The sequence below is a fragment of the Rhabdochromatium marinum genome (assembly GCF_016583795.1).
Taxonomy (GTDB): Bacteria; Pseudomonadota; Gammaproteobacteria; order Chromatiales; family Chromatiaceae; genus Rhabdochromatium; species Rhabdochromatium marinum.
Genome location: NZ_NRRS01000046.1, coordinates 15,131 through 29,121, shown reverse-complemented (window position 1 = coordinate 29,121; position 13,991 = coordinate 15,131). Strand labels below are relative to the sequence as shown.

The window sequence follows — 13,991 nt, the reverse complement described above, 5'->3', positions numbered from 1 at the left end:
GAAAAACCATCCACGATGGTCATCAAGTCCTGCACCAGCTCCTGTTCGGGCGAAAGCCTTTCTTGATTCAGTACCAGGATTTCGCAGCCGTGTGTCTTGGCGTAATGCTCGAACCACTCGAACCCAAAGCGCGTCAGCCGGTCTTTGTGGGCGAGGATTCAGGTGTTGATGCTCCGCTGCCCGATCTCATCCATCAGTGCCAAAAAACGCTGGCGCTTGAAGTTCAAGCCGCTTCCCACGTCTTCGACGAATTCGACGTTCGCTAAACCTCTCGCCACAACAAACGCTTCCAGCACCCGGCGCTGGTTGGCCAGGTCTGGCCTCTGTGCGGCCGATGAGACTCGGCAATAGGCCACTATTCGCGCTGGACACTCGGGCGTCTGTCGCCATCCGATGAACGCTCGCCACTGGGCCTCGGTGTAAAGACGACGATTGCTGTCGGTGCGCGCCACGGGAATGAGACGCCCCTCGCGCTCCCAGCGCTGCAATGTCTTGACCGAAACACCCAGCCGCTTCGCCGCCTTGCCTGTACTCATGGTGCTTTCCATGAGATAATAATACACTATCGCGCATTCTTTATAAGGCTAGAGTCTGGCTCCCAAGGGATCTGAGAGTGTTTTGTCTGCATGAAAAAACGTCAGCCATTTAATGGCTGACGTGCTGCTTCTCGCTATTTCCCGTTATGGGCTGCCGAAGGCGCTGGTGGTGAGCGTGAAGTTATATTGGGCGGATACCTCGTTTTCAGGGAGTTCTACGACGCCGCTCGTGTTCGAACAGAGGCAGTTTGCTTCAATTGTGCCTGGCGCCGTCATTGGAGTACCGGGGTTTGCTACGGTTACACCGCAGGATAACGTTGTCCTCTCTGGTAGACAACGGCATGGTTGTGGATTCGGACCAGGTAGTCCATCGCCATCAGAGTCAGTTTGATAAAGCGAGCAACTTTGGTCGATGCAAACGCAGCTCACTGGGCACAGCGAGCTTGCCCCCCCCTCGGAGCCATCAGGGCAGGATGGCCATATAAGTTGAGTTGTGTTACCTGTGGGATCAGCAATATCGATGGTGCAAACAGGTTCTCCAGAAGTGCAGGCGCAACTCCCGGGATAACTGTCAGGGATGCCGTTACTATCGGAATCGAGTGTCCATTGAATACAAGGAGCTTGCAGGGTGCGTTTGTGACCAACACGAATGAAGTAGGGGCCGCGAGCCTGCAATCCGAGTTGCCAAACATCCGCTAAGCTGGTGCCATCTTCCGTACTGCTGGTGGTGTCCGTATTAAAGGCCATCAATGGTTGGGCGTTATCGGGATTCACCCCTTGATTTTGAATGGCATCGGCGGTTGGAAGATCGAAAACTTGCACAAACCAGTCACCGGGTGAGCATTGATTGCGGTCACAGAAGGCTAGTTGCAAAATTTCGTTGCCTTGGCTTCGATAGATGTACCAGTCGGCTTCATCCTGGCCATAGGTACATTCGGTTGCAGTGCAAATGGCCGATTCAAACTGCAAATTGACCAAGCCATACATGGTCACGCCTTGAGCGATTCGACTGCTCTCAGCTGGGACATTGTTGGGTTCGACTTCAGCGTCGGCAAATCCGCCGGCAAAATTGGGGCCGTCAAAGGGGGAGGGCTCTATTGCAACGGCGAGGTTATAGGGTTGGTAGCTGAATTGACCCTCGGTTGGACGTACCACAATGTAATAAGTGCCGGACAAGCCAAGGGTGGTGCGATAAGAAATGCCGCTGTTGGCATATTCAACAGTTGTAAAGCCGGTTTCAAATTCGGCCAGTGTCATGCCGATGGCATTGCGTACCGAGATGTTCCAGCCGGATAAATCATTACCGGTAGCTTCCGGTAGAGAGAAATTGAGCGTGAGATTGTAATTCTGTTCTGGGGTGACCAGGTAATACCAGTCCTGATCGGTTTGACTATAGCTTTGCCCCCAGAAATTGACATGCTGCGTCATGGGGTCGGCGCTGATCCCGGTGTCGTTGGGTTCGGTCTCTCCATACTGGGCGTCTGGCAGGACGTTGCTCAGGTAAATGGAGCAGCTTGCAGGGTCGTTATGGCATTGCTCGCGGCCGTTTTGGGTGCCGGCGGTGAAGCCGTCCTGGTAGCCGATGTCGTAGTTGGTGCTGACAGGTTGCCCTGGTTTGGGGGGCACCAGTCCCGCTAGCGCGGCGACTGGCAGCGCGCAGCAGGCTGCGAGCAGCAGGTGTCTGATTCGTTTAGAGTTCATGGCGCTCCTCCATGGGTGTGAGCCGGTCGAATGCTGGCGCGGAACCGCAACTGGACAAGGAGCCGTGCCAAGCATGTGTCTTGAGTATAGCGGAGGATGCTGATTTTTTCTTTAAAAAAGATTGAAAAAATAAAGTGTTTTTGGATGTTGTGAAGTGCTTTTCTTAGGTGTAGAGGCTAAATCTTTGGAAATAAGTGGGTTAGCCTGGGAAGGTTTTGATCTGTCGTTGGTGTTGGGAGGCTGTTGTGATGAGGATTCTGCGCCAGAAAAACTGAGCTGGGCAGTGCTCAGGCGCTTGTGGCTTGGCTGTTGGTTTGGGGGCGAGTCTCGGGGCATGATTGGTGCGGCATCCTTGCCGCTCTTTGGGTTGCTGCTCCGGCGCACTCCGTTGCTGTCAGTCGCGGGTCAGGTCAATTGCCGTCGGTTGGTGGTGGGCTGGCGAAGGGATTGGTGGTTAAGCTGAAGTTGTACTGGGAGGTATAGGTGCTGCCGTCGGTTGTAGTTGGCAACTCGACGACACCGCTGAAGGAGGTACAGATACAACCGACGGTGCATTGCGTTTCACTGCCACCTCCACTGCCATCCTCGCAAAATTCGTCGCATACCGTTTCGCCTGCCACAATTTCGCAAGAGTCGTTTTCGATCTCAATGTCGCAGGAATAACCAGACTCACATCCACACGCATCTGTTTCGTTCTGATCTATAGCGCCGTTATTGTTGTTGTCAATCGTATAGCCAGAACAAGGCGCTGTTAGCAGTCGCTCATGATTGACTCGAATGTAGTAATTGCCAGAATTGCTTACGCCAAAATGCCAGGGTTTCGGTTCATCAACGGCAATCCCAGGCGCGCAGGGAGCGCCGCCACAAGTGGTGGTGTTAAAGCTGGCTAAGGCAGCGGCGTCAAAGGGGTCAGCGGTATCTGCATCGATTGGCACATAATTCCCAGGATTCATGGCCCGATCTTCATCGAAGAGCTGTACCAGCCAGTTACCAGCAGAACAAACCTGGCGGTCACAGAAAGTTAAATTCAGGACTTGGTTACCGGGACTCTCGAAATAAAACCAATCCGGCTCCCCTTGTGCCCATTCGTAGTTTGCTCCGTTTGGTAAAGCGTAGTCGAATGTTAGGTTAATCAAACCATACATGGAGATGCTTTCGTTTACTTGGTCGGCTTGAGCAGGCGAGTTATTAGGCTCTGTCTCAGCATCGTAATGGCCAGTTGGGGAGCCGGTATCCGGGTCCGTTGGCGAAGCGTCCATGGTGGCGGTGATCGTATAGGGCTGGTAATTAAGGGCGTTGGTTAAGGGTTTGACGTGGATGTAATAAACGCCTTCGCGTCCCAGAGTGAGCTGGTAGTCAGTACCGTCGAGCGTGTCGGCAACTACCCAGGCACCCGTGTTGAAAACGCCTTGAGAAACGCCGTATGTATTGGTGACGGTAATTGTCCAGCCGCTTAGGTTGCCAGTGGCGGCGTCAGCCAGTGCAAAATTAAGCGTCATCGCCCGATTGGCGCCCGAGACGGTGAGTTTAAACCAGTCGCTATCTTCGGTTCCTGAACTTTGTGCGCGAAATGGTGTGCCGTTAATGAGTGCATCGGCGTTAAAGCGGTCGTCGTTTGGCTCCGTTTCGGCATAGTGTCCGACGGGTGTGGCTTGGTTTAACGCGATGCCGCAGGCGTTTGGATCGGCGACGCATTCTGCGACACCTGCGGAGAGTCCTTGGCCAAAGCCTTGTTCGTAGCCAAGGTCATAGCCCATTTGATATTCGGATTGGCGGCTAGCGGTTGGGCCACGCGCGGTTCCGGTGGCTGGCGCCTCATAGTCTGATGCCCCCCCCACCAAAAAGGCGGCCGCTGGCTGGGCAGCCAGCAGGCTGGCGCCCAGCACGAGCGGATAGTAGAGATGTCGAAGCATGGTCTTTCCCCTTGCTGAAAGAGACGGCGGGAGACGGAAATTCGCTCCTGCACAGTTCAAGTATAGAAGTTTTTTTCTAACTTTGCAGGGGGATAGCTGGTGAAATTCACCTGATCTGTGAGCTTGATCCAGGTAAATTCTTAATCAAATCACCCGTGATCAAATCCCGAGTTCGTCAAAAAGATTGGGATCGATGCAGGGCTGCTGGGCGGTTTCGGGGGGCTTGGCCGCAGCGCTGTTGGCTTGTTTGGTCTGTTCGGCCTGTTCGGCCAGGATGCGGTCGGGATCGACGGCCTCGGGCTCGAAGTCGTGCAGCTTGATGAACTCGGTCTTGTCCATGGCCAGTTCAAGATAAAACATTTTGTGCTCATTGGTCTTGAAGCCGACCCGACGGGCCTGGGGACAGTCAAGGTTGGTGTCAATGCTGACCATGACTTCCTTGTTGATGGTGAGCATCTTAGGTTGGTTTTGAGTGATGGAGACCATGAGTTCGTGACCGACATTGCCGGTAAAATCACCGACGATTTGATTCATGAGCTCACCCAGAATGTTGCCGACTTCTTCTGAGGTGTGTCGGGTGACAAGTTCAGACTCCGGCATGCCCATGTGGATCATGTAGGCGCGGTAAATTTCCATGGCCGATTCGGCCGAGAAGTTGATTACGATCAGCCCGGAGAAACCGCCGTCGAAGAGTACGAAACAGCCGATGTCGGGGCGCAGACAGGTGCGGGTGATCTTCTGCACCATGGGGGAATGGCTGATGTGGGTATTGGTGGCAGCGGATAGTACCTTGGTGATCGAGATACACAACATGGAGAGAATGGCTTCGGTCGAAATGATTTTGGAGTCGGTCATTGCATAGGTCTCGATCAGTGAAGGGCTGTCACTCAAGTATAGACTGCGTGCGGTTCGCAAACTGCTGGATGCGGTGGATAAGGTGTTTAGGAGGGGCTTAGCTGGCTGTTTCTCCGGTGGATGGATCGGTGCGGCCGGGGAGCATCCAACCGGCGATGAGCAGCAGCAGAATGCCGCTGATGGAGATCCAGTGCCAGCCGGGCAGACGCACCGGACCCCACTGATAGACGGCGCCAGCACTGATGCTCACCCCCTTGGGGGCGGGGCGAATGGCGCTGATGCCATACAGTAGGCCGTCCTCGGGCGGACGCATGCTTGCGGCCGGCGCACGCGGGTGTAGCTCGGTGGCCGTTTCGAGCAACTCGGTGCGCAGTAGTTGGCTGTCGGTGCCGATCCACAGCCTTTGTGAGCCTGATGCGGTGGCGGGTGCCAGATAGAGCGACAGGATGCGTTCCGCGCCATGTTCAGTGTCCAGCAGCTGCCAGCTCGTGCCGGGTTGGCTTTGCCAAAACAGGCCGGTTTTGGTGCCGGCGATCAGTTTGCCCCCCTGGGTCACGGCTAGGCTGTAGACATAGGCTTGCTCTGGCAGTCCCTGGTTATTCGCTGGCCAGTCACGGCTGATGGCGTCTGGCGTGGTGCTGAGAACGCCCGCGCCGATGGTGCCGGCATGCAGGTAGCGCTGTCCATCAACCGTTTGCGCAATGAATCGATACACATTAAGTCCGGCGTTGACCACTGTATTGCCCGCCGGGCTAAGCAAGTGGATGCCGTGATCATTGCCGATCAGCAGCCTTGTGCTGGGTATATCAGGTGTCGGCATGAGGGCTGCAACGCGTTGGCTAAAGCGAATGCCCGCTGGAGCCTGGTAGAGTCCGCCGCCAGTGCCCACCGGATCCTGCGTCGGATCGCCGATCAGGCGGGTGATCGGGTGACCGCCGAAGTCCAGCGGCAGTGGCTGCCAGAAGTCGTTCTGATAGCGCCAGATCTCCCCGGTTGAGGTGCCGGCAAACAGCGGCGCGCGCGAGCCATCGAGCGGATTGCTGCCGCCGGTCAGCTCGGTCACATGTCCGCTCTGGGGTGGACTGTTGCGCTCCAGGCGCTCACCACCTGGGATCAATGGGCCGGCGAGGGTGAGGATCAGGCCGAGTGCGGCGATGGCCAGGGCGGTGGTTTTTTGCTGTTGCGGGGTCATGTTTCTTTACTGATGGCTCTGCTCAAGTGTCTCGCGCTTGCGGTAAACGGTGCCCTGAAAGCTGGCCAGGGTCTCGTCCTCTTGGTTGGAAATGCGAATCTGATAGGTGGCCAGCTTGGGGTTGAAGGCGATTTCTTCGGCCTCGGCATAGAGGGTGCCGGAGCTTACACCCTTGTGATAGGCGATGGAGACATTGATCCCCAGTGCAATCTGGCCGTGGGAGTTGGAGGCGACGGCAAAGGCCAGATCAGCCAAGGCGAAAATGGCACCGCCATGGACGATGCCGACACCGTTTAGGTGGCGCTGGTCGATGTCCAGTTTGGCCCGGGCGCGTCCGGGGCCGATGTCCAGCAATTCGATGCCAAGGTAGTTGGCGAAATGATCGCCACTGAAGTAGTGGCGGATGGTGGATTCATCCATGGTGATGGACCTCTGGTAACGGCAATCGCCGAGCATGACCGGGATCGCGTGCGGGCATGCGGGTTAAGCCTCCGGTTCAAGTATCCGGCTTAAGTATCGGCATGGCGCCGGTCGATGACACGCGTGGCCTTGCCGACGAAGCGCTCCAGGCGGCGCGGTTCGACCAGCTCGACTTTGGCGCGAATACCGGCGATGGCGTGGATTTCGTGGGCGATGCGCTCGCGCAGTGCCTGCATGCGATCCATGCGATCCGAAAACAACTCGCGGTGAATTTCAACCTTCACCGTCAGTTCATCCATGATGCCGGGGCGCTCGACTTCGATTAGATAATGCGCCGTCGCACCTTCAACACGCAGCAGGGCTTCCTCGATCTGCGACGGGAACAGATTCACCCCGCGAATAATCAGCATGTCGTCGCTGCGCCCGGTCACCCGGCTCATGCGCACACTGGTGCGCCCGCAGGGGCAGGGGTCGCGATACAAGCGCGCGATGTCGCGGGTGCGATAGCGCAGCAGCGGCATGGCCTCACGGGTCAGGGTGGTGATGACCAGCTCACCGGGTTCGCCCTCGGGCACGGGTTCGAGGGTGTCGGGATCTAAGCACTCGACCAGAAAATGATCGTCCTGAAGGTGCATGCCGGTGCGTTCGCTGCACTCGCCGCTGACGCCGGGGCCGATGACTTCCGACAGGCCATAGTTGTTGAAGGCTTGGATGTCGAGCTGGGTTTCGATGTCGCGGCGCAGATCCTCAGTCCAAGGCTCGCCGCCGAAGTGGCCGAAGCGAATCGGCAGGCTGCGCGGATCAATGCCCAGCTCGCGCGCCCCATCGGCGACGGTCAGTGCATAGCTCGGGGTGCAGATCAGCACCTCGGGGTCGAGATCGCGCATGATGGTGAGCTGGCGGCGGGTGTTGCCAGCCGCTGCTGGGATGATAGCCGCCCCGACCCGTTCGATCCCATAGTGCAGGCCAAAGCCGCCGGTGAACAGACCATAGCCAAAGGCCACCTGAACTGTGTGCTCGGGCCTGAGTCCACCGGCGACCAGAAAGCGGGCGCATAGATCGGCCCAGAGCGCCAGATCGGCCTTGGTGTAGGCGACAAAGGTCGGGGTGCCGGTGGTGCCGGAGGAGCCATGGATGCGCGCCACTTCAGAGCGCGGCACGGTCAAAAAGCCAAACGGATGGTGGCGGCGCAAATCGTCCTTGGTGGTGAAGGGCAGGCGGCGCAGGTCATCAAGCGAATGGATGCGCGCGGCACTCAGGTCGTGGCGCTCGAAATGCGCACGGTAGAAAGGCACGGCGGCAACGCGCTCAACCAAGGCACGTAGGCGTTCAAGTTGCAGGGCCTGGCGTGCTTCGGTGGGCTGGGTTTCGGCCGCTGGATCCCAGATGCGGGACTCGGTGGTTGGCTGCGACTCAGGCATCGGCATGAATCAGTTCATCGCTGTCGAGGGCGCGGATGTTCTGATCAAGCAGTACCTTTACGGCGTGATCGGGATCCTCGAAGCGGAAAATCAGGATCGCTTTGCCGGGGCGGTAGGAGGAGAAGGCGTACATGTATTCGATATTCACCCCGGCCTGATCGAGCACTTTAAGCACTGCGGCCAGGCCGCCAGGTTTGTCCTCGACATCCACTGCGACCACTTCGGTGAGATTTACCACCCAGCCGCCGTTTTCCAGTACCTGCTTGGCTTTGTCCCAGTCGCGCACAATCAGGCGCAGGATGCCAAATTGGGCGGTGTCGGCCAGCGACAGGGTGAGGATATTGATGCCGGCAGCGGCGATGGCCTCCAGGGGCGCATCCAGGCGGCCGGGGCGGTTTTCGAGAAACAGCGAGAGTTGTTGCAGTTTCATGGGTGGATTCCAGTGGTTGGGATTTACGGTGAGTGATACTCAGTCCCCGCGCCGATCAATGACCCGCTTGGCCTTGCCCTGGCTGCGCTCGATGCTGCGTGGCTCGACCAGGCTCAGAGTGACGCGGATGCCGATGATGCGCTCAATGGCCTGAGCGAGGCGGGCGCGCACCTGCTCCATGACGCGAACCTCGTCGCTAAACACCTCAGGCGTGATTTCGACCTCAACGGTCATCTGATCCAGCCCCTGATCACGGGTGAGAATGATCTGATAGTGGGGCAGGGTGCCTTCGACGGTGAGCAGCGCAGCCTCGATTTGGCTGGGATAGACATTCACCCCACGTAAAATGATCATGTCATCCGAGCGCCGGCCGATGCGGCGAATCCGGCGGATGCTGCGCCCGCAGGCGCAGGGCTCGGGGATAATGCGGGTGATGTCGCGGGTGCGATAGCGGATCACCGGCATGGCTTTTTTGCTCAAGGTGGTGATGACCAGCTCGCCTTCCTCGCCATCGGGCAGCACCTCACCGCTGTCGGGGTCGATGATTTCGGGATAGAAATGATCCTCGAACACATGCAGCCCGCTCTGGGCTTCGCATTCGCTCGCCACACCAGGGCCGATGATCTCTGACAGGCCATAGATGTCATAGGCCTTGATGCCAGCGGCTTCCTCAATGCGGGTGCGCATGGCATCTGACCAGGGCTCGGCGCCGAAAATGCCAACCTTCAGCGGCATATCGCGCAGATCCGCGTCCAGCTCGGCGGCGCGCTCGACCAAATAAGTGAAGTAGCTCGGCGTGGCGCACAGGGCGGTGACGCCAAAGTCGCGCATGACCATGATCTGCCGGTCGGTGTTGCCACCGGAGATGGGGATCACAGTGGCACCCAGGGTCTCAGCGCCATAGTGCGCGCCCAGGCCGCCAGTGAACAGGCCATAGCCAAAGGCATTTTGCAGAATATCGCCGCGATGCAGGCCGCAGGAGGCGAACGTCCGGGTCATCACCTCGGCCCAAACGTTCAGATCCTCCTGGGTGTAGGCGACCACAATCGGCTTGCCGGTGGTGCCGGAGGAGGCGTGCAGGCGCACGATGTCAGACATAGGGCTGGCGAACAGACCGAAGGGATAGGTGTCGCGCAGGTCGGTTTTGACCATGAAGGGCAGTCGCGCGATGTCGCCCAGGCCCTGGATGCTGTCCGGGGTGAGTTGGCGCTCCTGCATGCGGGTGCGAAACAGCTCGACCCGTTCATAGGCACGGGCCACCACCGCACGCAGGCGGCGCAGCTGGACTTCCCTCAAGCGGGTGTCGGGCAGAAAATCCGGCGCGCTGGCGGGGTGGAAACCGCCGGCGTCGTCGTTCCAGAGCGCATTGAGCATGGGGAACTCCGTCGAAAATCAGTCGGTTTGAGCGCTGCGGCGACCGAGCGCGAAAGCTTCATCATTGAGCCGATGCAGTTTTGCCGCCAGATGAGCGTGTATGGCCTCCAGCCAGTGGGCTTCGTCGATCTCCAGCACACTGGACAGGGCGCCGAGCATGGCGACATTCAGGCTCTTTTTGTTTTTGAGGGCGCCGGGGGGGATGACATCGGTGGTCAGCAGCACGCCATCGGCGCGCAGTAACGGGCGGTTCATCTCAATCTGGGTCGGCTCCAGCACCAGCAGTACATCGGTCTCACCGGCTGGCACCATGGGGCTGAGCACCCGCTCGCCGAAGCGCACATCACTGGTAACCGAACCGCCGCGCTGGCTCATGCCATGCAGTTCGCTTTTCTTTACATCGAAACCGGCGCGAAAGGCGGTCTCAGCGAGAATGTCCGAGGCGGTGATGATGCCCTGACCGCCGAGGCCGGCGATGACGATATTGGTGGTGCTGTGGTTAGAAGTCATGAGGTTTCTGAGGTGGCGGCAGCAGCGGTTTTTTCATACAGCCGGATCTTGGGCGCGGCCAGCACGCAGGGCTGACGCACAATTATTAGCGCAGTTTCATCACGCGCCAGGCACTCGGCAATGCACGCCTTGAGATCGACATCCTTGGCCGCTTCGTCGATCAGCTCCACATGCTTGATCCCCATCGCCTGGCCGACGGCGACGAAGTCCATGCGCGCGGCGCGGCTGTGATCCAGCGATCGTCCGGTCCCCGGATGCTCCTGCTGGCCGGTCATGGCGGTGGTTTCGTTATCCAGAATTATCACCAGATGACCGGTCGGCGGCGGGTTGTAAGCCATCTCGGCCAGCCCAGTCAGACCGGAATGCACGAAGGTCGAGTCGCCAATCACGCTCACCACCCGGCGCGCCTGCGCTTCGGGCAGCGCATGGCGCAGACCCAGGCCGGTGGTGATGCTCGCGCCCATGCACACGCAGGTGTCCATGGCGGAGAAGGGCGGCAGCACGCCCAGGGTGTAGCAGCCGATGTCTCCGGCGACGATGCAGTCGAGCTCGCGCAGGGCATGGAAGACCGTGCGATGCGAACAGCCGGGGCACAGCTCGGGCGGCTTGCCCTGGGGCGGGGCGGGTTCCTCGCTGTCATCCCCGGTGATGATGCGCCGCACCCGTGCCACATCCAGCTCGCTGAAGCGGAAGCGCTCGGTCTTGCTCTCGACCGAAATGCCGGCGGCGCGCAGTTCTTCGACCAGCATGGGATCGCCTTCCTCGACCACCAGCACCCGCTCAAATTGGGTGGCCCAGGCGCGGATGCGCTCGATCGGCAGCGGGTAGGTCAAGCCGAAGCTCAGATGACTGGCCTCGGGGGCCGCCTCGCGGGCGTGCATGGCGCTGATGCCAGTGGAGATAATGCCCAGCGCCTGATTGCCCATTTCGATGTGCAGCGGCCCTTCGGCCTCGTTCCAGGCAGCAATCTCGGCCAGCTTGGTGCGCAGGCGGTGATGCGCCGGTTTGGCGAAGGCTGGGATCATCACCCGTGCCGGCACATCGCGGCGGAAATCAGCCGCCTTGGGTGTGATGGGCGCGCGTGGCAGCACCGGGGTCAGGGAATGGCACACCCGGGTGGTTAGGCGCAGCAGCACCGGAATCTTCCAGCGCTCGGACAATTCGAAGCCCAGCCAGGTGAAATCATAGGCCTGCTGCGAATCCACTGGCTCCAGCATCGGGAGGCCGGCGGCGCGCGCATAGTGGCGGTTGTCCTGCTCATTCTGGCTGGAGGCCATGCCGGGATCATCGGCTGAGACGATGATGAGCCCACCATCGACATCGGTGTAGGCGGCGGTGAATAAAGGATCGGCGGCGACATTGAGCCCGACATGCTTCATGGTTACCAACGCACGCGCACCGGCGAAGGCCACCCCGATACCGACCTCCAGCGCGGTTTTTTCATTGGGCGACCACTGCGCCCGACCGTCGAGGCGGTCGAAAGTCTCAAGGATCTCGGTCGAGGGGGTGCCGGGATAGCCGATACCGAGCGCGGTGCCGGCATGCAAGGCGGCCAGGGCCACGGCGTCATCGCCGCTGAGCAACTGGCGGGGGGGATTCGACAGGTCAGCTTTCATACAGTGCCGTTTTTCGCTAAGAACATTATAGAATCCTCACAAAAGGCATAGGCGTATCCGTCCGCCCGATGTACAGGCTTCAAATGCTTTTGGTGTTTGCTGATGGGCTTTTGACCTGGACTTGACAGAGCGAAGCGGCCCGTTGTCCTTGGCGTGACCCGATAGATTTTGCCATCAAAAACCGCGATGTCGCCCGAACGCCAACCATGGATGGGTTTCAGGGTATTGTGGCGGATCGGATACCCAAACTTGTTCAGCGCCGCCTTTTGCCGTCCGCCTTGGCCTTTGGCGGTGATGTTCAGCGGTTGCTCGGTCAAAAGCCTCAGCGCGCCGATACCGCCAACCGCCGCCGCGTCCAGCCAATGTGCCTTGCCCCAGCCGAGTTGTTTGCGGTTGTACTTGGTCTGTCCACCGGTGCCGACGCTCACGGTGAAGCCGGTCGCACTGAGGGCGTGAAAGAGCGCCCAGCGCGTCGCGTTGACCGCTGCGGCATCCTTGAGCGGAGCCTTTGCCTGGGCTTGGATTCGCTTGAGGACATCGGGTTTCTTGTGCAAGAACGCCTCGACGGGGCGATGGCCCTTCTTTTGGTTGCACCTCTGGCAAGCCAAGGTTAGATTCGACACGCGGTCGCTGCCGCCTGTGCTTTTGGGGTGAATGTGCTCAATCTGCAAAGGTAGGTTTTTGGCACCACAGTACGCACATTGGCGTCCCCATTTCTCCAGCAGATATTCTCGGACTTCGTATCCAGCCAGTTCGCCGTGCTGATACTCGATGCCCGAGATTTCTGGGTTCTGCATTTTCTGAGTATCAAAGCGCACCCGCTCTTGCATCAGTTCCCCGACGTGGCAGCACTTGGTCAGGCGATTGACCCAGGTCATGGTCGTTTGCACCCGATGTTGCAGTGATGGCGCGAGCCAGCCTGGCGGCTTGGTCCGATTGAGAAAACGTGGCGGCCGATAGCGTAAGCGGCTGCGGCGGTTGCGACGACAGGCGCGCCGGCTGGCGAGCTTTTTCTTGATCAAACCGCCACGATGCGCAAGCTCTGCGCCCCAGATTACACGGTCTTCCTGAACAACCGCGATGCCCGTGGTCTTAGAACCTGGGTCGATCTTGACCTGGCAGGCTTTGGGCTGGGCGTCGGTGACTTCGCGCTTGAGGATGATGGTGAACGGGTAGCGACGCAAGACCGCCGCTTTTCCCTTGCTCAACAGTTCTCTTGCCCGTGCTGGATGGCAGGGGTCTAAGACGTTCCTGTTGGTGTCCAACACGAAGACTAAATTCGATGTCATTTCTGAACATTCTCCCGAAGGGTAACGTTTGCCTCGACAAGGTTCATCAGGCTTGTCCTGCTCGGCTCACTCGCGCTACAAACCCACTCACGCTTGACTTAAAACCGAGCGACAGAGCAACGGACTGGCGTTCATCCGAGGGTGTCATGACCTGACGAACATAGCCCTCGAAGAGCTGAGTCTGCATCTTCACAGAACGAAACCTGGAAGTTCATGCAGGTTTCGTTAAGGTTTTTGTGAAGAGTCATGGTGTCGCGGGATAGTCATATTTTTGAGTAAACGCGAATTATCGACCCTCATCCGGGGGAGGGCAAGACGGTTCGGCTGAGCTGGCATCGCGGGCGGCTTTGCGGGCCTGGCTGCGCAGCAGGCGCAGCTTGAGGAAGCCGAGGATGGCGACTGAACCCAGTCCCAGGGCGATGAACGCAAAGGATGAGGGCGTGGTCCAGGCCGAGCCGCTGGAAAACAGCAGCGCCGAGGCGCCGGCGGAGATCAGAAAGACTGCCACCAGGAAAAAGACCGACCAGACTCGGGACATGGCACTGTAGTGAGATCCGGCCGCGAGTATGACTAGGGTCACGGGCGGCGCCAGGGTGCCGATGATAAAGAAAACGCTGATGGTTCCCCAGCCAATGCTGGGGAGCACACCAATGACGGCGGGTTGCAGGATGGGGCCGCACAGCAGCCCGGCGGCGGCCACGGCCACCGCCAGGATCAGGTTGGTATTCATTGCC

General features: G+C 59.1%; 13 protein-coding genes. All 13 read right to left on the bottom strand.

Going from position 1 to position 13,991, the window contains the following annotated elements; translation table 11 throughout:
• Positions 1 to 158: 158 nt before the first annotated feature.
• Entirely contained in the window at positions 159 to 536 is a 378-nt protein-coding gene (locus CKO36_RS12835; RefSeq protein WP_200284460.1) for a MerR family DNA-binding transcriptional regulator, read from the bottom strand.
• Positions 537 to 680: 144 nt separating this feature from the next.
• Complete coding sequence (locus CKO36_RS12830) at positions 681 to 2,237, bottom strand: hypothetical protein (RefSeq protein WP_200284459.1); 1,557 nt, start codon at positions 2,235 to 2,237, stop codon at positions 681 to 683.
• Positions 2,238 to 2,647: 410 nt separating this feature from the next.
• A complete protein-coding gene (locus CKO36_RS12825; protein ID WP_200284458.1) occupies positions 2,648 to 4,150 on the bottom strand; it encodes a hypothetical protein in 1,503 nt (500 codons plus the stop codon).
• Positions 4,151 to 4,309: 159 nt separating this feature from the next.
• Positions 4,310 to 5,005, bottom strand: a complete 696-nt coding sequence (locus CKO36_RS12820) for a DUF3334 family protein (RefSeq protein ID WP_200284457.1) — start codon at positions 5,003 to 5,005, stop codon at positions 4,310 to 4,312.
• 97 nt (positions 5,006 to 5,102) lie between these two features.
• Positions 5,103 to 6,197: an ABC transporter substrate-binding protein gene (locus CKO36_RS12815; protein ID WP_200284456.1), complete on the bottom strand. Its 1,095-nt coding sequence runs from the start codon at positions 6,195 to 6,197 to the stop codon at positions 5,103 to 5,105.
• A gap of 6 nt (positions 6,198 to 6,203) precedes the next feature.
• On the bottom strand, positions 6,204 to 6,617 hold the full coding sequence (locus CKO36_RS12810; RefSeq protein ID WP_200284455.1) for a PaaI family thioesterase: 414 nt from the start codon (positions 6,615 to 6,617) through the stop codon (positions 6,204 to 6,206).
• Positions 6,618 to 6,706: 89 nt separating this feature from the next.
• Positions 6,707 to 8,044 carry a phenylacetate--CoA ligase family protein gene (locus CKO36_RS12805; protein WP_200284454.1) on the bottom strand — a complete coding sequence of 446 codons (1,338 nt, stop codon included), beginning with the start codon at positions 8,042 to 8,044 and terminating at the stop codon, positions 6,707 to 6,709.
• Positions 8,031 to 8,468, bottom strand: a complete 438-nt coding sequence (locus CKO36_RS12800; protein WP_200284453.1) for an ACT domain-containing protein — start codon at positions 8,466 to 8,468, stop codon at positions 8,031 to 8,033. Before CKO36_RS12800 ends, CKO36_RS12805 begins: the two co-directional genes overlap by 14 nt.
• A 39-nt stretch (positions 8,469 to 8,507) precedes the next feature.
• Complete coding sequence (locus CKO36_RS12795) at positions 8,508 to 9,842, bottom strand: phenylacetate--CoA ligase family protein (protein ID WP_200284452.1); 1,335 nt, start codon at positions 9,840 to 9,842, stop codon at positions 8,508 to 8,510.
• 18 nt (positions 9,843 to 9,860) lie between these two features.
• On the bottom strand, positions 9,861 to 10,352 hold the full coding sequence (locus CKO36_RS12790; protein WP_200284451.1) for an indolepyruvate oxidoreductase subunit beta: 492 nt from the start codon (positions 10,350 to 10,352) through the stop codon (positions 9,861 to 9,863).
• Positions 10,349 to 11,968, bottom strand: coding sequence for a thiamine pyrophosphate-dependent enzyme (locus CKO36_RS12785; RefSeq protein WP_200284450.1), 1,620 nt, complete (start codon positions 11,966 to 11,968; stop codon positions 10,349 to 10,351). The genes CKO36_RS12790 and CKO36_RS12785 overlap by 4 nt, the downstream gene beginning before the upstream one ends.
• Positions 11,965 to 13,257 (bottom strand): RNA-guided endonuclease IscB, encoded by a 1,293-nt coding sequence (gene iscB / locus CKO36_RS12780; RefSeq protein WP_200284449.1) that lies wholly within the window; start codon positions 13,255 to 13,257, stop codon positions 11,965 to 11,967. Before iscB ends, CKO36_RS12785 begins: the two co-directional genes overlap by 4 nt.
• A 286-nt stretch (positions 13,258 to 13,543) precedes the next feature.
• A complete protein-coding gene (locus CKO36_RS12775; protein ID WP_200284448.1) occupies positions 13,544 to 13,987 on the bottom strand; it encodes a hypothetical protein in 444 nt (147 codons plus the stop codon).
• Positions 13,988 to 13,991: the final 4 nt, after the last annotated feature.

Excerpts from the sequence above, each read along its gene's own strand:
- CKO36_RS12835 (WP_200284460.1), bottom strand. The coding sequence starts at position 536 with ATGAGTACAGGCAAGGCGGCGAAGCGGCTGGGTGTTTCGGTCAAGACA.
- CKO36_RS12830 (WP_200284459.1), bottom strand. The coding sequence starts at position 2,237 with ATGAACTCTAAACGAATCAGACACCTGCTGCTCGCAGCCTGCTGCGCG.
- CKO36_RS12825 (WP_200284458.1), bottom strand. The coding sequence starts at position 4,150 with ATGCTTCGACATCTCTACTATCCGCTCGTGCTGGGCGCCAGCCTGCTG.
- CKO36_RS12820 (WP_200284457.1), bottom strand. The coding sequence starts at position 5,005 with ATGACCGACTCCAAAATCATTTCGACCGAAGCCATTCTCTCCATGTTG.
- CKO36_RS12815 (WP_200284456.1), bottom strand. The coding sequence starts at position 6,197 with ATGACCCCGCAACAGCAAAAAACCACCGCCCTGGCCATCGCCGCACTC.
- CKO36_RS12810 (WP_200284455.1), bottom strand. The coding sequence starts at position 6,617 with ATGGATGAATCCACCATCCGCCACTACTTCAGTGGCGATCATTTCGCC.
- CKO36_RS12805 (WP_200284454.1), bottom strand. The coding sequence starts at position 8,044 with ATGCCGATGCCTGAGTCGCAGCCAACCACCGAGTCCCGCATCTGGGAT.
- CKO36_RS12800 (WP_200284453.1), bottom strand. The coding sequence starts at position 8,468 with ATGAAACTGCAACAACTCTCGCTGTTTCTCGAAAACCGCCCCGGCCGC.
- CKO36_RS12795 (WP_200284452.1), bottom strand. The coding sequence starts at position 9,842 with ATGCTCAATGCGCTCTGGAACGACGACGCCGGCGGTTTCCACCCCGCC.
- CKO36_RS12790 (WP_200284451.1), bottom strand. The coding sequence starts at position 10,352 with ATGACTTCTAACCACAGCACCACCAATATCGTCATCGCCGGCCTCGGC.
- CKO36_RS12785 (WP_200284450.1), bottom strand. The coding sequence starts at position 11,968 with ATGAAAGCTGACCTGTCGAATCCCCCCCGCCAGTTGCTCAGCGGCGAT.
- iscB (WP_200284449.1), bottom strand. The coding sequence starts at position 13,257 with ATGACATCGAATTTAGTCTTCGTGTTGGACACCAACAGGAACGTCTTA.
- CKO36_RS12775 (WP_200284448.1), bottom strand. The coding sequence starts at position 13,987 with ATGAATACCAACCTGATCCTGGCGGTGGCCGTGGCCGCCGCCGGGCTG.